Here is a 21,783-nt window from a genome sequence, read left to right as displayed (position 1 = left end):
GCCTAGTTCTGGCCGCTCGGCCAGAAACGGCTCGCGCGCTGACCGTGCACCGGCCGGGACAGGTTGGGGTCCTCGGCCTCGGTGATGCCGACCTGCATGAGCAGGATCATGGTGACCATGCTGATGCCGATGATCAGCGGGGTGAGCAGCTGGGTGGCGGTGGCGCCGGTGGCATGGGCGACGTGGGCGCTGGTGTGCGCGCTCATCGAGAACATGCCGGTGTAGTGCATGCCGGTGACGGCGACGCCCATCAGCAGGGCGGCGCCGATGGTGGCGATGATGCCGTGGATGTGCAGCGCGAACCAGAGCGCGGCCGTGGAGGCGACGACGGCGATGACCATCGAGACGGCCACCACGAACGGGTCGTAGACGATCTCGATATCGGTCTTCATCGCGTACATGCCGGAATAGTGCATCGCGCCGACCCCGAGTCCGGTGATCGTCCCGCCCACCGGGAGGGCCGCGCTGTCCCAGCTGCGCCGCACCACGATCGACAGTCCGAGCCACACCACGCCCATCGCCACGGCGGCGCTGAACAAGGTGATCGGGACGTTGTAGCGGATGGTCGCGCCGTGCACGGAGAAACCGAGCATCGCGATGAAATGCATGACCCAGATTCCGGTCCCGCCGAGGGCGATCGCGGCCGCGGTGAGCCAGCCGCCGTGACTACCGGAAGCGCGCGAGCGAACCATGCAACGCAGTGCCAGCATCGACCCGAGGACCGACATGAGATACGCCAGCAGTGGGGTTACCCAGCCGTAGGTGAAATGGTTGATGTCCAGCACTGTCTACTCCTTGCGTGATTTCTCCACGAGGTGTGTGCTCCCTCACGATCTCGGAAAATACGCTGGTAGGAAATTTGCCGTACGAGGTTTCTCGAAAATGTCTAGGGATGCTGACGGTGACGGCTCACTGCCGCGTAGAGGTGTCGATGGTGAACCGTGCCAGTCGGTTTGGTGAGTGCTTCCGTGGGAATCCGGCATCCGCGCCGCAACTACCTCGGCATACGCCGAGCATCCACCTCGTTGCCCGGCGCGCCCGCTGTGTGACAGCACCAGGTGGCAGCAACCACGGGTTGGGTTCCTCACAGTCCGCGAGCTCGGGTGTGGAGGAATTCGTCGGATCATGGCATTGTTGAAGCCGAGACCGGGACCGGACTATTAGGACCTGGCTCGTCTACAGAAGGTTTTGAAATGGCTCAGGGCATTGTGAAGTGGTTCAACAGCGAGAAGGGCTTCGGCTTCATCGCGCAGGACGGCGGCGGACCCGACGTCTTCGTGCACTACTCGGCTGTTAGCGGCTCGGGCTTCCGCTCCCTCGACGAGGGCCAGCGTGTGGAGTTCGAGATCGGTCAGGGTCAGAAGGGCCCGCAGGCTCAGGACGTCCGCGTCCTCTGATTCTGCGCTCGACCAGCGTACGAACGTGAAGCTCCGCACCGGTAGGTGCGGAGTTTCTGCTATCTGGGGGCCAGTGCCTCCGCGCGGAAGAACTCGTCGGTCACGGCTCGTGCCGCCGTCAGATCCCGCGGCCCGCGCGCGGTGAACTCCGCGGTCGCCAGCTCGAACTCGACCGCGATGAAATCGGTGATCAGTCGCGGCGGCTCGCCCGTCCCCATCTCCCTGGTCCTGGACTTGAGCGCCGTCAGCTCGCCGATCGCGGCGACCAGGTCGACGGGCAGCTCGCACTGGGCCAGCAGGGTCGGCAGGTGCATCGGCGCCACCGCGGCGCCGGGATGCTCGCGCAGCCAGCGCAGCGCCATCGCCGGGCGCAGCGCGTAGAACACCTTCTTCAAACCGCCGTTGCGCTGGAACAACGCCCACTGGCGGGTGCCCAGGTGCAGGTAGTGGCGGGCGATGTGGTCGCGATCGGCCACCTCCTCGGCCACCGCGCGCAGCCGGGTGCGGAACGCCTCGTCGCCGCGGTAGACGATGGGTGACATCAGCCACTCCACCAGCACGGCATTGCCCCGGACCAGCAGGCGCAGCGCCTTGGCCAGATCCCAGCCGTTCACGTCCAGCAGCCCGACCAGCGGCGTCTCGATGACATCACGGGTCGACCACGGCGACAGGTAGGTCTCGAGGCCCGCCACGTAGACGAAACGGCAGTCGTAATCGGAGTCCGGCGAGGGGAAACCCCAAGCCCGGCTACCGCTTTCGATGGCCAGGCGAATCGTCACGCCGTGCTCGGCCGCCACCCGGTCGAGCTCGGCGTCGACGGCGGCCACGACTGCCGGATCCATCGAGGCGGGGACGGTGCGCAAGGACATGGGCTGATGGTAGGTGGGGCGACGCCCAGGGTTCACCCGGTTTTCGGGCAGGGGGGTAAGGGCACCCGAACCCCGGCGACTATTCTGGTCGGCGGTAACTGCCGACCCCTTTCTTCCCCAGGAGTACCCCACAGTGAGCCAAGCAGGCCGTCCTGTAGTTCTGATCGCCGACAAGCTCGCCCAGTCGACCGTCGACGCGCTCGGTGACGGTGTCGAGGTTCGCTGGGTCGACGGCCCCGACCGCCCGGCGCTGCTCGCCGCGGTCCCCGAGGCCGACGCGCTGCTCGTGCGCTCCGCCACCACCGTCGACGCCGAGGTGCTCGAGGCGGGCAAGAAGCTCCAGATCGTCGCCCGTGCCGGCGTCGGCCTCGACAACGTCGACGTGCCCGCCGCCACCGAGCGTGGCGTGATGGTCGTCAACGCGCCGACCTCCAACATCCACACCGCCGCCGAGCACGCGGTCACCCTGCTGCTCGCCGCCGCCCGCCAGATCCCGGCCGCCGACGCGACCCTGCGCGAGAAGACCTGGAAGCGCAGCAAGTTCAACGGTGTCGAGATCCTCGGCAAGACCGTCGGCGTCATCGGCCTCGGCCGCATCGGGCAGCTGTTCGCGCAGCGTCTGGCGGCCTTCGAGACCAAGATCGTCGCGTACGACCCCTACACCTCGCCCGCGCGTGCCGCCCAGCTCGGCATCGAGCTGCTGAGCCTGGAGGAGGTGCTCGAGCGCGCCGACTTCATCTCGATCCACCTGCCCAAGACGCCCGAGACCAAGGGCATGCTCAACGCCGAGACCCTGGCCAAGACCAAGCCGGGCGTCATCATCGTCAACGCCGCGCGCGGTGGCCTGATCGACGAGCAGGCGCTGGCCGACGCCATCAAGTCGGGCCACGTGCGGGCCGCCGGCCTGGACGTGTTCGAGACCGAGCCGTGCACCGACAGCCCCCTGTTCGACCTGCCCGAGGTCGTCGTGACCCCGCACCTTGGCGCCTCCACCGCCGAGGCCCAGGACCGCGCTGGCACCGATGTCGCCAAGTCGGTGCTGCTGGCGCTGGCCGGTGAGTTCGTGCCGGGTGCGGTGAACGTCACCGGTGGCGCGGTCAACGATGTCGTCGCGCCGTGGCTCGACGTCGTCCGCAAGCAGGGCGCGCTGCTCGGTGCCATCGCCAACGAGCTGCCCGTCAGCGTCGAGGTGCAGGTGCGCGGCGAGCTCGCCTCGCAGGACGTGGCCGTGCTGGAGCTGTCCGCGCTGCGCGGCGTGTTCTCGGCGCTGGTCGAGGACCAGGTCACCTTCGTCAACGCCCCGGCGCTGGCCAAGGAGCGCGGTATCACCGCCGAGGTCACCACTGCCACCGAGAGCCCGAACCACCGCAGCGTCGTCGACCTGCGCGCCGTGTTCGGCGACGGCTCGACCCTGAACGTGGCAGGCACGCTGACCGAGCCGAGCCTGGTCGAGAAGATCGTCAACATCAACGGCCGCAACTACGACATGCGCGCCGAGGGCCTGAACCTGGCCGTGCTGAACTACGGCGACAAGCCGGGCGCGCTGGGCAAGATCGGCACCAAGCTGGGCGAGGCCGAGATCGACATCCTGGCCGCGCAGCTGAGCCAGGACGTGGACGCCGAGGGCGCCACCGTGGTGCTGCGCGTCAACCGTGAGGTCTCCGCCGAGGTGCAGACCGCGATCGCCGAGGCCGTCGGCGCCTCGAAGGTCGTCCTCGTCGACCTGGCCTGAGTTGTGACGTCCCGATAGCCGGGACATCGGCAGCTGCGCGCCGTCACCCCACGGTGACGGCGCGCTCCTGTATCCGCGGCGCGGCACGATCCGCCCCGACTTCGAACGGAGCTAGTTCATGAAACTCGCAGTCATCGCCGGTGACGGCATCGGTCCCGAGGTCATCGCCGAGGCGCTCAAGGTGCTCGACGTGGTCTCGCCCGGCGTCGAGAAGACCGAATACGACCTGGGCGCCGCCCGCTACCACCGCACCGGCGAGATCCTGCCGGAGTCGGTGCTGCCCGAGCTCAAGCAGCACGACGCGATCCTGCTCGGCGCGATCGGTGACCCGTCGGTGCCCAGCGGCGTGCTCGAGCGCGGTCTGCTGCTCAAGACCCGCTTCGCGCTGGACCACCACGTGAACCTGCGGCCCTCGAAGCTGCACGCCGGCGTCACCAGCCCGCTCTCGGGCAACCCGGACATCGACTTCGTCGTCGTGCGCGAGGGCACCGAGGGCCCGTACACCGGCACCGGCGGCGCGATCCGCGTCGGCACGCCGCACGAGGTGGCCACCGAGGTCTCCAACAACACCCGCTTCGGCATCGAGCGCGTGGTGCGCTACGCCTTCGCCACCGCGCAGGCGCGCCGCAAGCACCTGACGCTGGTGCACAAGAACAACGTGCTCTCCTTCGCCGGTTCGCTGTGGCAGCGCACCGTCGACGAGGTCGCCGCCGAGTTCCCGGACGTGCAGACCGCCTACCAGCACATCGACGCCGCCACCATCCACATGGTGACCGACCCGGGCCGCTTCGACGTGATCGTCACCGACAACCTGTTCGGCGACATCATCACCGACCTGGCCGCCGCCGTCAGCGGTGGCATCGGCCTGGCCGCCTCGGGCAACATCGACGCCTCCGGCGTGAACCCGTCGATGTTCGAGCCGGTCCACGGCAGCGCCCCCGACATCGCGGGCCAGTCCAAGGCCGACCCCACCGCCGCCATCCTGTCGGTCTCGCTGCTGCTCAACCACCTCGGCAACACCGAGGGCGCGGCCCGCATCGAGTCCGCCGTCGCCAAGGACCTGGCCTCGCGCACCGGCACCGCCTCCACCGTCGAGGTCGGCGACCGGATCGCCGCCATCGTCTGAGGACGCAGGACCTGAGAGCCCGTTCCGGCATGCCGCTGGAACGGGCTCTCGCGGTCGCCGACGGTCCAGGTCGTGTCATGGCGGGGGACGTCGTCCTAGACTGAATCCACCGGGTATACCGCGCCCGGGCGCCGGACCGACCCGGGGAGCCCGCGGCCCTGATCTGGAGGCGAGATGACGGTGGACCGCGCTGCCGGTGACAGTGGCTACGGCCCCTACACTGTGCTCGATCTGCACGACCTGCCAGAGGACGGCAAAGGGTTCGAACTCGAGGACGGGTGGTTGGTCGAGGTGGCTGCGGGGGCTCGGCACAACTGGATCGCGCGACGACTCGGCGGAATCCTGCAGGACTCGTTGCCCGACGACACCCTGATGGTGCTCGACGGGGGCGAATGGGAAGTCAGCACACCGACCGGGGTCCGCAAACCGGACGTACTGATCGTCCCACGCGATGTCGCGAGAGCGGTGATCGTCGACGAAGTGCCGAAGCTGCTGCCGGGTTTGGACCTGTTGCTCGCTGTCGAAGTGGTGTCACCGGGGAGCGGTAGCGAGCGCACCGACCGGGTTCGGAAGGTCCGTGAGTATGCGGACCTGGGAATTCCGGAGTACTGGATCGTGGAGCACCGGCCCGACATTCGCCTTCTTCGTCTCCGGCTCGACCCCGATACCGGAACTTATCGCGCGGATCCACCGGTGAGCTCCGGTGCACTGTTCACCGCTGAAGTCCCTGGCGTCGACGACACTCGGGTGTCGTTCGATCCGGCACAGCTGATCGAATTCTGAACAACCGAAGGCCCGCCCCGGTTCGCCGGGGCGGGCCTTCGGTGTTCTGCTGTGCGGTAGCTACTTTCCGGTCGCTCGTGGGACCAGGGGGACCGCCGCGGCGGCGGCGATCGCGGCCATGGCGAAGGCGGCGGGGAAGCCGGTGGCGGTGATCAGCAGGCCGAAAACCGGTGGGACGGCGGCGATGGCGAGGTTCTGGCCGGTGTTCTGGATGCCCAGGCCGCGGCCGCTCCAGAACGGGCCCGCGATCTCGGCGACGGCGGTGAAGGCCAAGCCGTTGTCCGACACCGAGATCACCGATGCCGCGACCATCAGCGGAACGGCCAGCCACCACCAGTCGGTCCAGGCGGTGACGGTCAGCGCGGCCATCGCCACGACGGCGGCCACCGCCACCTGACGCAGCGGGCCCAGCCTGCTGCCGACCCGGTCCGACCAGGCGCCGGCGCCGATTCGCCCGGCGGCGCCCAGGAACTGGGTGGCCGTCATCAGCGCGCCCGCGGCGGCCAGCGACCAGCCCAGGTCCCGGTGCAACCACAGCAGGGCGAAGGTCCACAGGGTGGCCTGCGGGAAGACCAGCAGGATCGACACGGCGTGAATCCGCCACAGCGTGGAATCACCGCGATAGGGGTTGGCGCGGTCGGCGGCCTTGGCGGGCGGACGCGGCGGGTCGACGATGCCGACCAGACAGCCCACCGCCGCGACCCCGGCCATCAGCGCGGGGACCAGCAGCGCGGCGGGGATGCCGTGCTGGGTGGCGACCCACGGGATGCTCAGCGCGGCCAGGCCGACACCCAGCGGCTGCGCGGTCTGGCGGATGCCCATGGCCAGACCGCGCCGGTCCGGCGGGAACCAGCCGACGATCACCCGCCCGCTCGCGCCGTTGGAACTGGCCGCGCCGACACCGCCCAGGAACAGCAGCACGCCGAAGGCGATCGGGTTGTCCACCAGCGCGGCGGCGACACCGGCCACGAACATCAGCGCCGTACCCGCCACCAGCACGACCCGCTCGCCGATCCGGTCGACGACATAGCCCCACGCGATCAGCGTGCACACCAGGCCGACGGTCGGCAGCGCGACCAGCGCGCCCGCGGCGGCCAGTGAATCGCCCCTGGCCGTCAGCGCGGGCAGCAGGAACGGCGTGCCGTGGATGAAGATCGAGCTCGAGGTCTGCGCGAAGACGCCGAGGGCGAGCATCAGCCAGCGTCTGCCGTCGCTCATCCTGGTCGTCTCGGCTGTCAGCCGCACCTCTGTCACGATTCTCACCTCGCCCGATTGCACGATTGCATCTCAATATTTGAGATCGATGTCTCATGTGGTGAACATCTGGGTTCACGGTACACCCGTGACCGCCGAATGGCGCCCCTCGATTCGGTGTCTGACAGATCACAACCGGCGGCCGCGGCGCGGGTGGCGAATGTCGCAGGCGGGCAGTGGCTTCGAATCACATCGGTGTGAGCTTTCCCGCACCCGGTGCGCGAGCGCATGACCGCGCGCGTCCGGCATCCCGGGCGCGTTCGGGCAGGTGGGCGCGTCTCGATAGACTCCGGGGCATGCGCTTAGGTCGAGTTGCCAGTCCCGATGGAGTCGCGTTCGTCAGCATCGAAGGTGACGGCAGCGATGCCACCGCCAAGGAGATCGCCGAACACCCGTTCGGCTCGCCGACGTTCACCGGCCGGAGCTGGCCGCTGGCCGATGTCCGCCTGCTGGCCCCGATCCTGGCGAGCAAGGTGATCTGCATCGGCAAGAACTACGCCGCGCACGCGGCCGAGATGGGCGGCGAGGCGCCGGCCGACCCGGTCATCTTCCTCAAGCCCAACACCGCGATCGTCGGCCCGAACGCGCCGATCATCCTGCCGCCCAGCTCTTCCCAGGTCGACTACGAGGGTGAGCTGGCCGTGGTGATCGGCCGTCCGTGCAAGGACGTGCCCGCCGCGAAGGCCGCCGAGGTCATCCTGGGCTACACCGTCGCCAACGACGTCACCGCCCGTGACCAGCAGCGCCACGACGGGCAGTGGACCAGGGGCAAGGGCTACGACACGTTCTGCCCGCTCGGCCCGTGGATCGAAACCGCCATCGATCCAAGCGATCTGGAGATCGTCACCGAGGTCGAGGGGGAGGTCCGCCAGCGCAGCCGCACGTCGCTGTTCCTGCACGACATCCCGAAGATCATCGAGTGGGTGTCGACCGTGATGACCCTGCTGCCCGGTGACGTGATCCTCACCGGCACACCGGAAGGCGTCGGCCCGCTGGCGGCCGGGCAGAACGTGTCGGTCACCGTCGAGGGCATCGGCACCCTCACCAATCCTGTTGCCACCAAGCGCTGATACCGCGGAGAGAGAGTCATGACTGAAGTACGGGTCCGTTTCTGCCCGTCGCCGACCGGCACGCCGCACGTCGGCCTGATCCGCACGGCACTGTTCAACTGGGCGTACGCGCGCCATCACGGCGGCAGTTTCGTCTTCCGCATCGAAGACACCGACGCCGCACGCGATTCCGAGGAGTCCTACCGGGCGATCCTGGACGCGCTGCGCTGGCTGGGCCTGACCTGGGACGAGGGCCCCGAGGTCGGCGGCCCGTACGAGCCGTACCGGCAGTCGCTGCGCCGTGATCAGCATCTCGAGGTCGTGCGCAAGCTGGTCGAGGCGGGCGAGGCCTACGAGTCCTTCTCCACGCCGGACGAGGTCGAGGCGCGCCATCGCGCGGCCGGTCGCGACCCGAAACTGGGGTACGACAATTTCGATCGCGACCTGTCCGCCGAGCAGATCGCGGCCTACCGGGCCGAGGGCAGGCCCGCGGTGATCCGGCTGCGGATGCCGGACGAAGATCTCGGCTGGAATGATCTGGTGCGCGGGGAAACCACGTTCAAGGCCGGCACCGTGCCCGATTTCGCGCTCACCCGGGGCAATGGCGATCCGCTCTACACGCTGGTGAATCCGGTCGACGACGCGTTGATGAAGATCACCCATGTGCTGCGTGGTGAGGACCTGCTGTCCTCGACGCCGCGCCAGCTCGCGTTGTACGCGGCGATGCAGCGTATCGGGGTCGCGGAGTTCACCCCGCAGTTCGGTCACCTGCCGTTCGTGATGGGCCAGGGCAACAAGAAGCTGTCCAAGCGCGACCCCGAATCGAATCTGTTCGTCCACCGGGACCGCGGATTCATCCCCGAGGGTTTGCTGAATTACCTGGCCCTGCTCGGCTGGGGTATCGCCGAGGACCGCGACGTGTTCTCGATGGCCGAGATGGTGGCCGCGTTCGACATTTCGACGGTCAATTCGAATCCGGCCCGATTCGACCAGAAGAAAGCCGATGCCATCAATGCCGAGCAGATTCGTTTGCTCGAGCCGGGTGATTTCGGCCACCGTTTGCGCGAGTTCCTGACCGCGCAGGGTCATATCGGCGCCGAAATCGACGAGAAGACCTTCCTGGCCGCCGCCGAACTGGTGCAGACCCGCATCGTCGTGCTCGGCGACGCCTGGGACCTGCTGAAATTCCTGTTCGTGGCGCCGGCGGAGTTCGCGATCGACCAGGCCGCGGGCGCCAAGAACCTCGGCGCCGAGGCCGACCCGGTGCTCGACGCCGCCATCGCCGCGGTGGAGCCGCTGACCGAGTGGACCACGCCGGCCCTGGAAGAGGCGCTGAAGAAGGCGCTGATCGACGATCTGGGGCTCAAGCCGCGCAAGGCGTTCGCGCCGGTGCGCGTCGCGGTGACGGGCTCGCACATCAGCCCGCCGCTCTACGAGTCGATGGAGCTGCTCGGCCGCGAGGTCTCGCTCGACCGGCTCCGTGCCGCCCGCGGCTGGGTACCCGCCGCGCAGTGAGTGCGTCCGGGGCGGCGTCCGCGCCGCCCCGGAACGGTCGAAACAGCCAAAAATAGGCTTCTGACCAGGCGATTTGTAGTTTACCCCACTGTGGCTGGTAATCTTCTCCTCGCCGCGGAACACGGCCTCGCAACACCGACAACCAGCCGGTGAGAGGGAGGTCGGACGTTTCCATCCTTGGGGTATGGTGTAATTGGCAACACAGCTGATTCTGGTTCAGCCATTCTAGGTTCGAGTCCTGGTACCCCAGCAAGATTTCACTTCGGTGAGATCGTCCTGGCCCCGTCGTCTAGCGGCCTAGGACGCCGCCCTCTCAAGGCGGTAGCGCGGGTTCAAATCCCGTCGGGGCTACAAAGAAAGACCCCCGGTCGAATTCGACCGGGGGTCTTCTTCGTTTACAGCCGCTTGTGCAGCGCCTCGGCGGCGGCGACCAGATCGGCGGCCCAGCGCGCGCCCGGCCGCCTGCCCATCCGGTCGATCGGGCCCGACACCGAGACCGCGGCCACCACCACGCCCGCCGCGTCGCGCACCGGCGCCGAGACGCTCGCCACGCCCTGCGCGCGTTCGGCCGCGCTCTGCGCCCAGCCCCGCTTGCGCACCTCGGCCAGCGCGCGGTCGCCGAACACCGCGTCGGCCAGGACGGTGCGCTGGAGCTCCGGATCGGCCCACGCCATCAGGACCTTGGCCGCCGAGCCCGCGGTGAGCGGTAGTCGGGAGCCGACCGGCACGGTGTCGCGCAGGCCGACGGGCGGCTCCAGCGCGGCCACGCAGACGCGCGCGTTGCCGTCACGGCAGTACAACTGGACGCTCTCGCCGGTGATCTCCCGCAGGCGGGGCAGAATGGCCCCTGCGGCCTCCACCAGTGGATCGGCGGCCCCCGCCGACAGTTCGGTGAGCGCGGGGCCGGGACGCCACAGCCCGTTGCCGTCACGTGCCAGCAGCCGGTGCGTCTCCAGCCCGACCGCCAGCCGGTGCGCCGTGGCGCGGGGCAGGCCGGTGCGGGTGCACAGGTCGTTGAGACCGCATGGCTCGTCCGCGACGGCATAGAGCACCGCCACGGCTTTGTCGAGGACCCCGATACCGCTATGCTGTCTCATAGAACGATACTAACGTCTCATATCTTGAGATTCCAAGTATGTCCGTCGAAAGGTGATGAAGCAATGGCCGAGCGCGCCCGCACACTGGCCGAGAAGGTGTGGGACCAGCACGTCGTCGTCCCCGGCGAAGGTGAAGGTTCCGCCCGCGAACCCGACCTGATCTACATCGATCTGCACCTCGTGCACGAGGTGACCAGCCCGCAGGCCTTCGACGGGCTCCGCGCGGCGGGCCGTCCGGTGCGCAGGCCCGATCTCACCATCGCGACCGAGGACCACAACGTCCCCACCGTCGACATCGACAAGCCGATCGCCGACCCGATCTCGCGCACCCAGGTCGAGACCCTGCGGCGCAACTGCGCCGAGTTCGGCGTCCGGCTGCACCCGATGGGCGACGTCGAGCAGGGCATCGTGCACGTGGTCGGCCCGCAGCTGGGTCTGACCCAGCCGGGCATGACCGTGGTGTGCGGTGACAGCCACACCTCCACCCACGGCGCGTTCGGCGCGCTGGCGATGGGCATCGGCACCAGCGAGGTCGAACACGTGCTGGCCACCCAGACGCTGTCGCTGCGCCCGTTCAAGACGATGGCCATCACCGTCGACGGCGAACTGGCGCCCGGCGTCACGAGCAAGGACCTGATCCTGGCCGTGATCGCCCAGATCGGCACCGGCGGCGGCCAGGGCTATGTGCTGGAGTACCGCGGCGAGGCGATCCGCAAGCTGTCGATGGAAGCGCGGATGACCATCTGCAACATGTCCATCGAGGCGGGCGCTCGCGCCGGCATGATCGCCCCCGACGCGGTGACCTACGAATTCCTGAAGGGCCGCCCGCACGCGCCGCAGGGCGCCGACTGGGATGCCGCAGTGGCCGCCTGGGAGGCACTGAAGACCGACGACGGCGCGGTTTTCGACGCCGAGGTCCACATCGACGCGAACCAGCTGACCCCGTTCGTCACCTGGGGCACCAACCCCGGTCAGGGCCTGCCGCTGGGCGCGAACGTGCCGGATCCGGCCCAGATCGCCGACGAGAACGAGCGCGACGCCGCCGAGAAGGCCTTGCGCTACATGGACCTGACGCCGGGGATGCCGCTGCGTGAGGTCACCGTCGACACCGTTTTCGTCGGATCCTGCACCAACGGCCGGATCGAGGATTTGCGGGCCGTCGCCGATGTGCTGAAGGGCCGTCATGTGGCCGACGGCGTGCGAATGCTGGTCGTTCCCGGCTCCATGAAGGTGCGCGCCCAGGCGGAAAAAGAAGGACTCGGCGAGATTTTCACCGCCGCGGGCGCGGAATGGCGCCAGGCGGGCTGCTCGATGTGCCTGGGCATGAATCCCGATCAGCTCGAGCCGGGCCAGCGCTGCGCGTCGACGTCGAACCGCAATTTCGAAGGCAGGCAGGGCAAGGGTGGCCGTACCCACCTGGTCTCGCCCCTGGTCGCGGCCGCCACGGCGGTCCGCGGGACCCTGTCCTCGCCCGCCGATCTGGCCTGAGCCCCGACCACCACGATCGAAGGAGAATCGTTATGGAAGCCTTCACTGTTCACAAAGGCATCGGGGTCCCGCTGCGCCGGTCCAATGTCGACACCGACCAGATCATCCCGGCCGTTTACCTGAAGCGAGTGACCCGCACGGGTTTCGAGGACGGCTTGTTCGCCGGTTGGCGGGCCGATCCGGACTTCATTCTGAACACCGAGCCGTACCGCCACGGCAGCGTGCTGGTGGCCGGGCCGGATTTCGGCACCGGATCGTCGCGAGAGCACGCGGTGTGGGCGCTGTCGGACTACGGCTTTCGGGTGGTCATCTCGTCGCGTTTCGCCGACATCTTCCGCGGGAATGCGGGGAAGGGCGGCCTGGTGGCCGCGCAGATGTCACAGAACGATGTCGAAATGCTGTGGAAGCTGATCGAGGAACAGCCCGGCCTCGAATTGGTTGTCGACCTGACCGCACGCACCGTGACGGCGGGAACCGTCGTGTTGCCGTTCGAAATTGACGACTACACCCGGTGGCGTCTGCTGGAGGGTTTGGACGACATCGGCCTCACGCTGCGGCAGGCCGACGTCATCGGCGAGTTCGAAAAGGGAAGGCCGTCATGGAAACCCGTGACGCTGCCGGAGCCTATTTCGCAGGCGTAATCACCTGGGACGGTTAGTGGCGCTTCCCTGGGGGCGGTAGCTGGACGTGTGCTAAACCACATGAATTTTGGCGTGGCACATAGACTCTTGCTCAAACTGGGTTTACCGTGGTACCTAGTCGGTCCGACGACGGGCCATTAGTCTGCGGAGGATTCAATGAACAAGGCGGAACTGATCGACGTTCTGACCGAAAAGTTGGGTACGGACAGGCGCACGGCAACTGCGGCTGTCGAGAACGTGGTCGATACCATCGTTCGCGCCGTGCACAAAGGTCAAAGCGTCACCATCACCGGATTCGGTGTGTTCGAACAGCGCAAGCGTGCCCCCAGGGTTGCCCGCAACCCGCGTACCGGCGAAACCGTGAAGGTCAAGGCGACTTCGGTGCCTGCCTTCCGGCCGGGCGCTCAGTTCAAGGCGGTGATCGCGGGTAAGCAGAAGCTGGCCGCGTCCGGGCCCGCCGTCAAGCGTGGCGTGAACGCCCCGGTGGCGGCGAAGAAGGCGGCAGCCAAGAAGACGGCGGCCAAGAAGACCGCCGCCAAGAAGGCGACGCCGTCGAAGGGTCCGGCCAAGACCACCGCCCGTAAGGCAGCCACGAAGGCACCCGCCGCCAAGAAGACCACGACGGCGGCAGCGAAGAAGGCCACCGCCGCCAAGAAGACCACAGCGGCAAAGAAAGTGACCGCGGCCAAGAAGGCTCCGGCCAAGAAGGTCACGGCGGCGGCCAAGAAGGCGCCGGCCAAGAAGGTCACCGCGGCCAAGACCACGGCCGCCAAGAAGGCTCCTGCCAAGAAGACTGCTGCGAAGAAGACAGCCACCCGTCGTGCTCGTTGATCCCGCCGCAGCGGGATCGGGTCGGGGAATGTGCACGTAGGCCGCATCACCCACCACTGGACCGAGAACGGCCCCGGGAATCCGGGGCCGTTTCGGCTGTTTCGGGGGTGCTGCGCGCGACTCAGGCGGTGACGATTCCCGTCGAGAGCGAGCGGTCCATATGGTCGGCCGCGACCAATCGGTCCGCAACGAACGACAATGCCCAGACGCTGCCCTTGCGATTGCGCGCGGGCGGCAGGGTGAGCCCACCCCGCTCGGCGAGCCACTGCGTCAGATCCGGAATCACCCCGCCCTGGCTGCACACCACCGGCACACCCCGATCCGTTACCAGCGACAGAAATCGTTGCTGCGCGGCGCTTTTCGCTGAATCGTAACCTTGCTCGGAAAACATTGGCTCGCAATTGATTTCGGCGTTCAACTGTTCCGCCAACGGGGTCACGGTTTGGATACAGCGCAGCGGATCGGCCGAATGGATCTCGGATGCGCCGAACGCCAGCAGATTCGGTGTCAAAGCCTTCGCCTGCTGCTCGCCGGCGGGCTCGAGCGGGCGCAACTCGTCGGGCCCGTCGAAACGCGCGCGCTTGCCGGCCTTGGCGTGGCGGACCAGCAGCACCGTGTTCGTCCGCGCGGGCAGCCGGGCGAACATCCGGATGACCTGACGGTCCATCGGATACGACAGCTGATCCATCACCCGGTCGAGCGGGAACCAGCGCAGCTGGTCGACCTCGGCGTTGACGGCGAACTCGCCCGCCGCCGCCTCCGCGGCCCAGTAGTCGACCCGCTTGAGCTGGCGGTGGCCGGGAATCGGATAGGTGACGTGCCCGAGATAGCGCCCCAGCGTGCACGGCAGGCCGGTTTCCTCGCCGACCTCGCGCACCGCGGCGACCACCGGGGTCTCCCCGGGGTCGAGCTTGCCCTTGGGCAGCGACCAGTCGCCGTACTTGGGCCGGTGGATCACCGCGATCTCGGGCCCCGTGGCGCTCTCGCGCCACAGGACCGCGCCCGCGGCATGGATATTGGGTCGGACCCGGGGATCATGCATCGCGGTCTGTGCGTCCTTGCTCACGGCTGATCGGGACGGCGCAGGCGCATCAGGAACTGCTGGTGATCGCGCACCTGATCGGCGTCGGCGTCGGTGGGGCTGGCCTGCCAGGTGCCGTCCGGGCCGAGCACCCAGCAGCGGGTCATCGGATCCAGCGCCGAATCGAACACCACGGCCAGCTGTTCGACCAGGCGCGGATCCTTCACCTGCACCATGACCTCGACGCGGCGGTCCAGATTGCGGTGCATCATGTCGGCGCTGCCGATCCAGGTCTGCTCCTGGGCCCGGAACTCGATCACCCTGGAGTGCTCCAGGAACCGGCCCAGGATCGAGCGCACCTCGATGTTCTCGCTCAGGCCCGGCACGCCGGGACGCAGGCCGCAGATGCCGCGCACCACGATCTGCACCGGCACGCCCGCCTGGGAGGCCCGGTAGAGCGCGTCGATGATCTGCTCGTCGACGATCGCGTTGGCCTTGAGCCGGATCCGGGCGTCGAAGCCCTCCCCGGCCAGCTCGATCTCGCGGTCGATCCGCTCGATGATGCCCGCCCGCACACCCAGCGGGGCGACCATCAGATTCCGGTAGTCCTCCTTGCGGGAGTACCCGGTCAGCGAGTTGAACAGGTCGGTCAGATCGGCGCCGATCTCCGGTGCGGCGGTGAACAACCCGACGTCCTCGTACAGGCGCGCGGTCTTCGGGTTGTAGTTGCCGGTGCCGATGTGGCAGTAGCGGCGGATGGTCGAACCCTCGCGCCGCACCACCAGGCAGGTCTTGCAGTGGGTCTTGAGGCCGATGAGGCCGTAGACCACGTGCACGCCCGCCTGTTCCAGCGCGCGGGCCCATTTGATGTTGGCCTGCTCGTCGAAACGGGCCTTGATCTCGACCAGCGCGACGACCTGCTTGCCCGCCTCGGCGGCCTCGATCAGCGCGTTGATGATGGGCGAGTCACCGGAGGTGCGGTACAGCGTCTGCTTGATCGCCAGCACCTGCGGATCGGCCGCGGCCTGCTCGATGAAGCGCTGCACGCTGGTGGAGAACGAGTCGTAGGGGTGGTGCACCAGCACGTCGCCCTCGCGCAGCGCCGCGAAGACATTGCGTGGCGTCTCGCGCTCGCCGAAGGCCGCCGGAGTGGCCGGAACGTACGGCGCGTCCTTGAGATCGGGCCGGTCGACGCCGTAGACCTGCCACAGGCAGGACAGGTCGAGCAGGCCGGGCACCTGGATGACGTCGGCGGGGTCGACCTCGAGCTCCCGTAGTAGCAACTCCAGCATGTGCTCGGTCATGTCGTCGGAGACCTCGAGCCGCACCGGCTTGCCGAAACGGCGCCGCGCGAGTTCGCGTTCCATCGCCTGCAGCAGGTCTTCGTCGCGGTCCTCGTCGACCTCGAAGTCGGCGTTGCGGGTGATCCGGAACGAATGCGTCTCGACGACGGTCAGGCCGGGGAACAGCAGGTCCAGGTGCGCGGCGATGAGGTCTTCCATCGGCAGGAACGCCGCGATCGCCGAGGGTGCCTTGGTGCGGCGCACGCGCACGAACCGGTCGACGTTGTCGGGCACCTTCACGCGGGCGAAGTGCTCGCCGCCGGTGCCCGTGTCCTTCACCGTCACCGCGAGGTTGAGGCTCAGGCCGGAGATATAGGGGAACGGGTGCGCCGGGTCGACGGCCAGCGGGGTGAGCACGGGGAACACCTGATCGGTGAAGTAGCCCGAGAGCCGTTGCCGTTCATCGTCGTCGAGATCGGCCCAGCCGATGAGGTCGACGCCCTCCGCGGCCAGCGCCGGGTTCACCTCGTCGAGGAACACGTGCGCGTGCCGCTCGGCGAGTTCCTGGGCGCGGGCGGCGATCATCTCCAGCTGTTCCGACGGGGAGCGGCCGTCGGCGGAGCGCACGGACAGGCCGGTCTCGGCACGGCGTTTCAGGCCGGCGACCCGGACCATGTAGAACTCGTCGAGGTTCGAGGCGAAGATCGCCAGGAACTTGGCGCGTTCGAGCAGCGGTAACGAGGCGTCCTCGGCGAGGGCCAGCACGCGGGCGTTGAAGTCCAGCCAGCTCAGCTCGCGGTTGAGGTAGCGATCTCTGGGCAATCGCTGCGCCGTCGGGTCACCGCCCGAGGCGGTGGCGGCCGCAGGTGGCGGGGAAATCGGAGACTGCTGCTTGATGGTTTCCGTATCGCTCACGCTGTCAATCATCCCCTACGAACCGGGCAGTCCGCAGTATGACGTTGCCGCGTTCGTCCGATCCTGGTCAGTGGCGGCGATCGGCTAGCACACGGTGCGAACGGGATCACCCAGGTGACCGGACAGCCCGAATTCGCGGAGCGTGCGCGTGGTGTGCGGGCCGACGCCGAGCCCGTGGACGGTGGCGAGGTCGGCGGGGGTATCCACGTCGCACCGCAGGCCGGGCCAGTGTCCGGCGAGCGCTCGCGCGCCGTCGGCGCGGTGCGCGTGCGCGGAGTCGGCGCCGAATCGGGGCGCCAGCGCGGCGGTGGTATCGCGGACCAGTAATGCCGCGGTGCCGGTCCCGGTGTGGTCGATCACCACCGAGCGGACGCCGTCGGGGGCGACGGTGAGCAGGTCGGCCAGTTCGGCCGGGCGTAATGCGGGCAAATCCGCTTGCAGCGCCAGCAGATGGGCCGGGCCGTGCCGGTCGCGCACGTCGGCCGCGCCCGCGGACAGCGCCGCGTTGAGCGGATCGGGGGCGCCGGCCGGCTCGTCGAGGACGTGCGCGCCGAGCTCGCGGGCGCGGGCCGCGACGACCGGATCGGGGGTGACCACCGTCAGCGACAGCACCTCCGGCACGGCGGTCGCGGCCACGACGGTATCGGCGAACATGGCCAGCACCAGCTGACCGCGCTGCTCGGGAGTCAGCACGTCGGCCAGCCTGCTCTTGGCCCGATCGATGTGCTTGACCGCCATCACGGCGTGCACGGTGTGCGGACGCATGACATCAATCCTTACATGGCATATTGAGCTGATGACGAGGGCGGCGGTTATGGGTGCGGGGTCGTGGGGCACCGCGTTCGCGAAGGTGTTGGCTGAGGCGGGGACCGAGGTCACGATCTGGGCCAGACGGAGCGAGGTGGCGCAGGCGCTCGACAGCGAGCACCGCAATCCGTTCTACCTGCCCGGCGTGCAGTTGCCACCCGTGCGCGCCACCGACGATCACCGGGCCGCGCTCGACGGCGCCGACCTGGTCGTCCTCGCGGTGCCCTCGCAGTCGCTGCGCGCGAATCTGGACCGGTGGAAGGGCGACATCGACCCCGACGCCACCCTGCTGAGCCTGGCCAAGGGCATCGAGACCGGCACGCTGCTGCGGATGAGCCAGGTGATCGCCGAGGTGACCGGGGCCGAGCCGGGCCGCATCGCGGTGCTGTCGGGCCCGAATCTCGCGGGCGAGATCGTCGAACGGCAGCCCGCGGCCACCGTGATCGCGTGCAGCGACACCGAGCGGGCCGGGGCCGCGCAGCGGGCCTGCGCCACCGGGTATTTCCGGCCGTACACCAACACCGACGTGATCGGCTGCGAGATCGGTGGCGCGTGCAAGAACGTCATCGCGCTGGCGTGCGGCATCGCCTCGGGGATGGGGCTCGGCGACAACACGATCGCCAGCCTGATCACCCGCGGGCTGGCCGAGGTCATCCGGCTCGGGGTCGCGCTCGGCGCGCAGCCGGTCACCCTGGCCGGGCTGGCCGGGGTCGGCGATCTCGTGGCCACCTGCACCTCGCCGCTGTCGCGCAACCGGTCCTTCGGGCACGTGCTCGGCGCGGGCGGGTCGATGCAGGCGGCGCAGGAGGCGACCAATGGGCAGGTGGCCGAGGGTGTGAAGTCGTGCACATCGGTGCGGGCCCTGGCGGCCGCGCACGACGTGGAGATGCCGCTGACCGACGCGGTGCACCGGGTGTGTCACGAGGGTCTTTCGGTCAGCGAGGCGGTCGACAGTTTGCTCGGCAGGCGGATCAAACCCGAGTAGGTCGATAGCGCCGCAGGTCGGCCGACCGGTTACGGTGACGTTCATGACGAACCGGATCAGGGTGGCCGTGGTTTTCGGCGGGCGCAGCAGCGAGCACGCCGTCTCGTGTGTGTCGGCGAGCAGTGTGCTGCGCAACCTCGATCCCGAGCGCTACGAGGTGGTGCCGATCGGCATCACCACCACCGGCAGCTGGGTGCTCGCCGACGGCCTCGGCGCGCTCGAACTCAGCCATGACGCGCTGCCCGCGGTCGACGCGGCGGGCACCGCGCTCACCCTGGCCGCCGACCCGGGCCGCGGTGGCGCGCTGGTCGCCCTCGACGATCCCGGCGCCACGCTGGGCGGTGTCGATGTGGTGTTCCCGATCCTGCACGGTCCATTCGGCGAGGACGGCACGCTCCAGGGCATGCTCGAGTTAGCCGGCATCCCCTACGTGGGGGCCGGCGTGCTGGCCAGTGCGGCGGGCATGGACAAGGAGTTCACCAAGAAATTGCTGGCCGCCGAGGGGCTGCCCGTCGGCGTGCAGGTGGTGCTGCGCCCCGGCACGGCGACGCTGACCGCGGACGAGCGGGCGCGCCTCGGCTTGCCCGCATTCGTGAAGCCCGCGCGCGGCGGGTCGTCGATCGGCATCACCAAGATCACCGACTGGGCCGATCTGGACGCCGCCGTCGCGGCCGCGCGCGAACACGATCCGAAGGTGATCGTGGAGGCGGGCATCGTCGGCCGCGAAGTCGAGTGCGGCGTCCTGGAATTCGCCGACGGGCAGGTGCGGGCCAGCGTGGTCTCCGAGATCCGGATGCCCGACGCCGACGCCGCGGCCCCGGAGTTCTACGACTTCGCCACCAAATACCTCGACGACGTCTGCGAATTCGACGTCCCGGCCAAGCTCGACGACGCGGTCGCCGACCAGATCCGTGAGCTGTCGGTGCGCGCCTTCCGCGCCCTGGACTGCCAGGGCCTGGCCCGGGTCGACTTCTTCGTCACCGCCGACGGCCCGGTGATCAACGAGATCAACACCATGCCCGGCTTCACCCCGATCTCGCAGTACCCGCGGATGTGGGAGGCGACCGGTGTCGACTACCCGGCTCTCGTCTCGACGCTGATCGAAACAGCTGTGGCACGCGGCACCGGTTTGCGCTGACAGCGGGCTCGACCACCACGTTGTCGGCCGCCGAAGATCAGAGCTCGCCCGGGGTCGGTTCGCGGGCGGGGAGATTCGCGGTGATCACCCCGGACACGGTCTGGATGGCGTCGGTGCCCGAGCCGTCGGGGACGGTCAGGGCGATGTAGGTCTCGCGGTCGACGGCGAACCAGGTGCCGACCTTGCCCATCTCGTCGCGGACCTGGAACCACTTCACGCCGTCGATCACCGTCAGCGGGGACGCGCGGTTGAATTCGAGCGGCCGGTCCAGGCCGCAGCGCAGCACGATCGGCTCGCCGCCGTCGGGGTGCTGCCAGGCCCGGGTGGCGGGCGGCGCCGGTTCGACCAGGGTGGACTTGGTGTACTCGCCGAGATCGGCGGGCAGGGCCGGGAGCAGCGCCTGGCAGGCCGGGCTGTCGGCCGCCGGGGCGGGGACCGGGCCGAGGGCGAGGGGCTCGCGTTCGACCGGGGCGCGCAGGGCGATGACGGCGGCGACGAGGACGCCGACGATCAGCACGATCGGCAGGGCGACGGCGGTGGCGATGAGCGCGGGGGAGTAGGGCGTCGACGCATCGTCGTCGTCCGCATCCGTGTCGGCGTCGGTGCCCGGCTTCGCGACGCTGTCGGTGGAACTCGCGTCCGCCGAGCTGGTCGCGGACTGGTCGGTCGTGGCTTCGGGGGTGTCGCCACCCGGGGACGTGTCGTCCCGGTCGTCCGCCGCTGTCGGGTCCGACGAATCCGCCGCCATAACCGTCTGGTCCTTCCGTTGTGTCCGATCGCCTCCGAAAGGGTACCGTCGGGGCGATTTCGTCGGTCAGCAGCACACTGGGAAGGGGCCGGTCATCAGCGAGGACAGCCGTCCGCAGACGGTGCGTGAGCTGGGTGAGTTCGCCCTGATCGACCGGATCACCGCGAACCGCGAGCAGGCGCCGCACGTGCTGCTCGGGCCCGGTGACGACGCCGCGCTGGTCGCCGCGCCCGACGGGCGGTTCGTGGTGAGCACCGACATGCTCGTCGAGGGCAGGCACTTCCGCCGCGACTGGTCGGCGCCCGAGGACATCGGCCGCAAGGCCATCGCGCAGAACGCCGCCGACATCGTCGCGATGGGCGCGCGCCCGACGGCGTTCGTCGTCGCGCTCGGCTGCCCGGCCGACACCCCCGTGTCGGTGGTGACCGGCATCGCCGACGGCATGTGGGCCGAGGCGGGTCGCGCGGGCGGGTCCATCGCGGGCGGCGATCTGGTGCGCAGCGACCAGCTGGTCGTCTCGGTGACCGCGTTCGGCGACCTCGGTGGCCAGGCGGCGCTCACCCGCTCCGGCGCGCAGGTCGGCGACATCGTCGCGGTGGCGGGCGAACTCGGGTGGTCCGGGGCCGGGCTGGCCGTATTGTCCGGCGACGCCGACCCTTCCGATCCGGCCTTCGCGCATGCCCTTGCGACGCATCGGGTCCCGCAGCCGCCCTATGCCGCGGTGCTCGATGTCGCCGGGGGTGCGGTGCCGACCGCGCTCACCGACGTCTCGGACGGACTGCTCGCCGACCTGGGTCATCTCGCGACCGCCTCGGGCGTCGCTGTCGACGTGGACAGCGCGGCACTGACGGACCCCGAACTGACCGCGGTTGCCGCACTGCTCGATGTCGATGCGGCGCAATGGATTCTGGCCGGCGGCGAGGATCACGCCTTCGCGGGCACCTGGCCCGCTGGCACCGCGCTGCCGCCGGGCTGGCGGCCGATCGGGGTCGTCACCGCAGGCAGCGGCGTCACCGTGGACGGTGTCGCGCCGACCGGCGGCACCGGCTGGGAATCGTTCCGTGGGGCGGGCGCCACGCCCGGCGCCCGGAACCGATAGGTTGT

At 69.1% G+C, this 21,783-nt stretch carries 20 protein-coding genes and 2 tRNA genes; 14 read left to right on the top strand and 8 right to left on the bottom strand.

Features of this window, described 5'->3' with window-relative positions:
- Nucleotides 1-2: 2 nt before the first annotated feature.
- Entirely contained in the window at nt 3-785 is a 783-nt protein-coding gene (locus tag AB0L91_RS03300; RefSeq protein ID WP_355282803.1) for an MHYT domain-containing protein, read from the bottom strand.
- Nucleotides 786-1,193: 408 nt separating this feature from the next.
- Between AB0L91_RS03300 and AB0L91_RS03295 the strand changes: the two genes are divergently transcribed.
- Nucleotides 1,194-1,397 (top strand): cold-shock protein, encoded by a 204-nt coding sequence (locus AB0L91_RS03295; RefSeq protein ID WP_014987157.1) that lies wholly within the window; start codon nt 1,194-1,196, stop codon nt 1,395-1,397.
- Nucleotides 1,398-1,456: 59 nt separating this feature from the next.
- Here the strand turns inward: AB0L91_RS03295 and AB0L91_RS03290 are convergent, their stop codons facing one another.
- Nucleotides 1,457-2,266, bottom strand: coding sequence for a nucleotidyltransferase domain-containing protein (locus AB0L91_RS03290; protein ID WP_365007065.1), 810 nt, complete (start codon nt 2,264-2,266; stop codon nt 1,457-1,459).
- A 133-nt stretch (nt 2,267-2,399) separates the two neighbouring features.
- Here AB0L91_RS03290 and serA point away from each other — a divergent pair, with 133 nt between their 5' ends.
- From serA to AB0L91_RS03275, 3 genes are all read left to right on the top strand, one after another.
- Nucleotides 2,400-3,998: a phosphoglycerate dehydrogenase gene (serA, locus tag AB0L91_RS03285; RefSeq protein ID WP_355282809.1), complete on the top strand. Its 1,599-nt coding sequence runs from the start codon at nt 2,400-2,402 to the stop codon at nt 3,996-3,998.
- A gap of 118 nt (nt 3,999-4,116) precedes the next feature.
- Nucleotides 4,117-5,124 (top strand): 3-isopropylmalate dehydrogenase, encoded by a 1,008-nt coding sequence (locus AB0L91_RS03280; RefSeq protein ID WP_365007064.1) that lies wholly within the window; start codon nt 4,117-4,119, stop codon nt 5,122-5,124.
- Between the two features lie 222 nt (nt 5,125-5,346).
- The gene (locus AB0L91_RS03275; RefSeq protein WP_365007063.1) at nt 5,347-5,907 is read left to right on the top strand and encodes a Uma2 family endonuclease; all 561 of its coding nucleotides are present in this window, start codon (nt 5,347-5,349) and stop codon (nt 5,905-5,907) included.
- 60 nt (nt 5,908-5,967) lie between these two features.
- Here AB0L91_RS03275 and AB0L91_RS03270 read toward each other — a convergent pair whose 3' ends face one another.
- Nucleotides 5,968-7,125, bottom strand: a complete 1,158-nt coding sequence (locus AB0L91_RS03270; RefSeq protein ID WP_357345678.1) for an MFS transporter — start codon at nt 7,123-7,125, stop codon at nt 5,968-5,970.
- Nucleotides 7,126-7,457: 332 nt separating this feature from the next.
- Between AB0L91_RS03270 and AB0L91_RS03265 the strand changes: the two genes are divergently transcribed.
- The 4 genes from AB0L91_RS03265 to AB0L91_RS03250 all read left to right on the top strand — a co-directional run bounded on the left by AB0L91_RS03265 (nt 7,458) and on the right by AB0L91_RS03250 (nt 10,076).
- Complete coding sequence (locus tag AB0L91_RS03265; protein WP_355282817.1) at nt 7,458-8,231, top strand: fumarylacetoacetate hydrolase family protein; 774 nt, start codon at nt 7,458-7,460, stop codon at nt 8,229-8,231.
- 18 nt (nt 8,232-8,249) lie between these two features.
- Nucleotides 8,250-9,725 carry a glutamate--tRNA ligase gene (gltX, locus tag AB0L91_RS03260; protein WP_365007062.1) on the top strand — a complete coding sequence of 492 codons (1,476 nt, stop codon included), beginning with the start codon at nt 8,250-8,252 and terminating at the stop codon, nt 9,723-9,725.
- A 178-nt stretch (nt 9,726-9,903) separates the two neighbouring features.
- Nucleotides 9,904-9,975 (top strand) — tRNA-Gln (locus AB0L91_RS03255).
- A 28-nt stretch (nt 9,976-10,003) separates the two neighbouring features.
- Nucleotides 10,004-10,076 (top strand) — tRNA-Glu (locus AB0L91_RS03250).
- 44 nt (nt 10,077-10,120) lie between these two features.
- Here the strand turns inward: AB0L91_RS03250 and AB0L91_RS03245 are convergent.
- The gene (locus AB0L91_RS03245) at nt 10,121-10,822 is read right to left on the bottom strand and encodes an IclR family transcriptional regulator (protein ID WP_218719237.1); all 702 of its coding nucleotides are present in this window, start codon (nt 10,820-10,822) and stop codon (nt 10,121-10,123) included.
- Nucleotides 10,823-10,885: 63 nt separating this feature from the next.
- Between AB0L91_RS03245 and leuC the strand changes: the two genes are divergently transcribed.
- From leuC to AB0L91_RS03230, 3 genes are all read left to right on the top strand, one after another.
- The gene (leuC, locus tag AB0L91_RS03240) at nt 10,886-12,310 is read left to right on the top strand and encodes a 3-isopropylmalate dehydratase large subunit (protein ID WP_355282822.1); all 1,425 of its coding nucleotides are present in this window, start codon (nt 10,886-10,888) and stop codon (nt 12,308-12,310) included.
- A gap of 32 nt (nt 12,311-12,342) precedes the next feature.
- Entirely contained in the window at nt 12,343-12,951 is a 609-nt protein-coding gene (leuD, locus tag AB0L91_RS03235) for a 3-isopropylmalate dehydratase small subunit (RefSeq protein ID WP_355282825.1), read from the top strand.
- A gap of 156 nt (nt 12,952-13,107) precedes the next feature.
- Nucleotides 13,108-13,782 (top strand): HU family DNA-binding protein, encoded by a 675-nt coding sequence (locus tag AB0L91_RS03230; protein WP_357344301.1) that lies wholly within the window; start codon nt 13,108-13,110, stop codon nt 13,780-13,782.
- A gap of 121 nt (nt 13,783-13,903) precedes the next feature.
- Here AB0L91_RS03230 and AB0L91_RS03225 read toward each other — a convergent pair whose 3' ends face one another.
- The 3 genes from AB0L91_RS03225 to cofC form a co-directional block, all read right to left on the bottom strand.
- Nucleotides 13,904-14,824: a bifunctional NUDIX hydrolase/histidine phosphatase family protein gene (locus AB0L91_RS03225; RefSeq protein ID WP_365011163.1), complete on the bottom strand. Its 921-nt coding sequence runs from the start codon at nt 14,822-14,824 to the stop codon at nt 13,904-13,906.
- A gap of 20 nt (nt 14,825-14,844) precedes the next feature.
- Nucleotides 14,845-17,013: an RNA degradosome polyphosphate kinase gene (locus tag AB0L91_RS03220; RefSeq protein WP_365007061.1), complete on the bottom strand. Its 2,169-nt coding sequence runs from the start codon at nt 17,011-17,013 to the stop codon at nt 14,845-14,847.
- A gap of 72 nt (nt 17,014-17,085) precedes the next feature.
- Nucleotides 17,086-17,766: a 2-phospho-L-lactate guanylyltransferase gene (gene cofC / locus AB0L91_RS03215; RefSeq protein WP_365007060.1), complete on the bottom strand. Its 681-nt coding sequence runs from the start codon at nt 17,764-17,766 to the stop codon at nt 17,086-17,088.
- 31 nt (nt 17,767-17,797) lie between these two features.
- On the opposite strand from cofC, the gene AB0L91_RS03210 reads away from it, so the two are divergent.
- Nucleotides 17,798-18,793, top strand: a complete 996-nt coding sequence (locus AB0L91_RS03210) for an NAD(P)H-dependent glycerol-3-phosphate dehydrogenase (protein WP_355282836.1) — start codon at nt 17,798-17,800, stop codon at nt 18,791-18,793.
- 43 nt (nt 18,794-18,836) lie between these two features.
- A complete protein-coding gene (locus AB0L91_RS03205; protein WP_365007059.1) occupies nt 18,837-19,931 on the top strand; it encodes a D-alanine--D-alanine ligase family protein in 1,095 nt (364 codons plus the stop codon).
- 37 nt (nt 19,932-19,968) lie between these two features.
- Here the strand turns inward: AB0L91_RS03205 and AB0L91_RS03200 are convergent, their stop codons facing one another.
- The gene (locus AB0L91_RS03200) at nt 19,969-20,679 is read right to left on the bottom strand and encodes a DUF3515 domain-containing protein (protein ID WP_365007058.1); all 711 of its coding nucleotides are present in this window, start codon (nt 20,677-20,679) and stop codon (nt 19,969-19,971) included.
- A gap of 94 nt (nt 20,680-20,773) precedes the next feature.
- Here AB0L91_RS03200 and AB0L91_RS03195 point away from each other — a divergent pair, with 94 nt between their 5' ends.
- Nucleotides 20,774-21,778: a thiamine-phosphate kinase gene (locus AB0L91_RS03195; RefSeq protein ID WP_365011161.1), complete on the top strand. Its 1,005-nt coding sequence runs from the start codon at nt 20,774-20,776 to the stop codon at nt 21,776-21,778.
- Nucleotides 21,779-21,783: the final 5 nt, after the last annotated feature.

The sequence above is a fragment of the Nocardia sp. NPDC051833 genome, from assembly GCF_040681225.1.
Classification (GTDB): domain Bacteria; phylum Actinomycetota; class Actinomycetes; order Mycobacteriales; family Mycobacteriaceae; genus Nocardia.
The sequence above is the reverse complement of the archived record's forward strand: the minus strand, read 5'-3'. Positions and strand labels throughout refer to the sequence as shown.

Bases quoted from the DNA above. Each gene is read 5' to 3' on its own strand.
- AB0L91_RS03295 (WP_014987157.1), top strand. From the start codon at position 1,194: ATGGCTCAGGGCATTGTGAAGTGGTTCAACAGCGAGAAGGGCTTCGGC.
- AB0L91_RS03225 (WP_365011163.1), bottom strand. From the start codon at position 14,824: ATGCATGATCCCCGGGTCCGACCCAATATCCATGCCGCGGGCGCGGTC.
- leuC (WP_355282822.1), top strand. From the start codon at position 10,886: ATGGCCGAGCGCGCCCGCACACTGGCCGAGAAGGTGTGGGACCAGCAC.
- AB0L91_RS03270 (WP_357345678.1), bottom strand. From the start codon at position 7,125: ATGAGCGACGGCAGACGCTGGCTGATGCTCGCCCTCGGCGTCTTCGCG.
- AB0L91_RS03280 (WP_365007064.1), top strand. From the start codon at position 4,117: ATGAAACTCGCAGTCATCGCCGGTGACGGCATCGGTCCCGAGGTCATC.
- AB0L91_RS03210 (WP_355282836.1), top strand. From the start codon at position 17,798: ATGACGAGGGCGGCGGTTATGGGTGCGGGGTCGTGGGGCACCGCGTTC.
- AB0L91_RS03245 (WP_218719237.1), bottom strand. From the start codon at position 10,822: ATGAGACAGCATAGCGGTATCGGGGTCCTCGACAAAGCCGTGGCGGTG.
- AB0L91_RS03265 (WP_355282817.1), top strand. From the start codon at position 7,458: ATGCGCTTAGGTCGAGTTGCCAGTCCCGATGGAGTCGCGTTCGTCAGC.
- AB0L91_RS03290 (WP_365007065.1), bottom strand. From the start codon at position 2,266: ATGTCCTTGCGCACCGTCCCCGCCTCGATGGATCCGGCAGTCGTGGCC.
- leuD (WP_355282825.1), top strand. From the start codon at position 12,343: ATGGAAGCCTTCACTGTTCACAAAGGCATCGGGGTCCCGCTGCGCCGG.
- AB0L91_RS03220 (WP_365007061.1), bottom strand. From the start codon at position 17,013: ATGATTGACAGCGTGAGCGATACGGAAACCATCAAGCAGCAGTCTCCG.
- AB0L91_RS03205 (WP_365007059.1), top strand. From the start codon at position 18,837: ATGACGAACCGGATCAGGGTGGCCGTGGTTTTCGGCGGGCGCAGCAGC.
- AB0L91_RS03230 (WP_357344301.1), top strand. From the start codon at position 13,108: ATGAACAAGGCGGAACTGATCGACGTTCTGACCGAAAAGTTGGGTACG.
- cofC (WP_365007060.1), bottom strand. From the start codon at position 17,766: ATGCGTCCGCACACCGTGCACGCCGTGATGGCGGTCAAGCACATCGAT.
- gltX (WP_365007062.1), top strand. From the start codon at position 8,250: ATGACTGAAGTACGGGTCCGTTTCTGCCCGTCGCCGACCGGCACGCCG.
- AB0L91_RS03200 (WP_365007058.1), bottom strand. From the start codon at position 20,679: ATGGCGGCGGATTCGTCGGACCCGACAGCGGCGGACGACCGGGACGAC.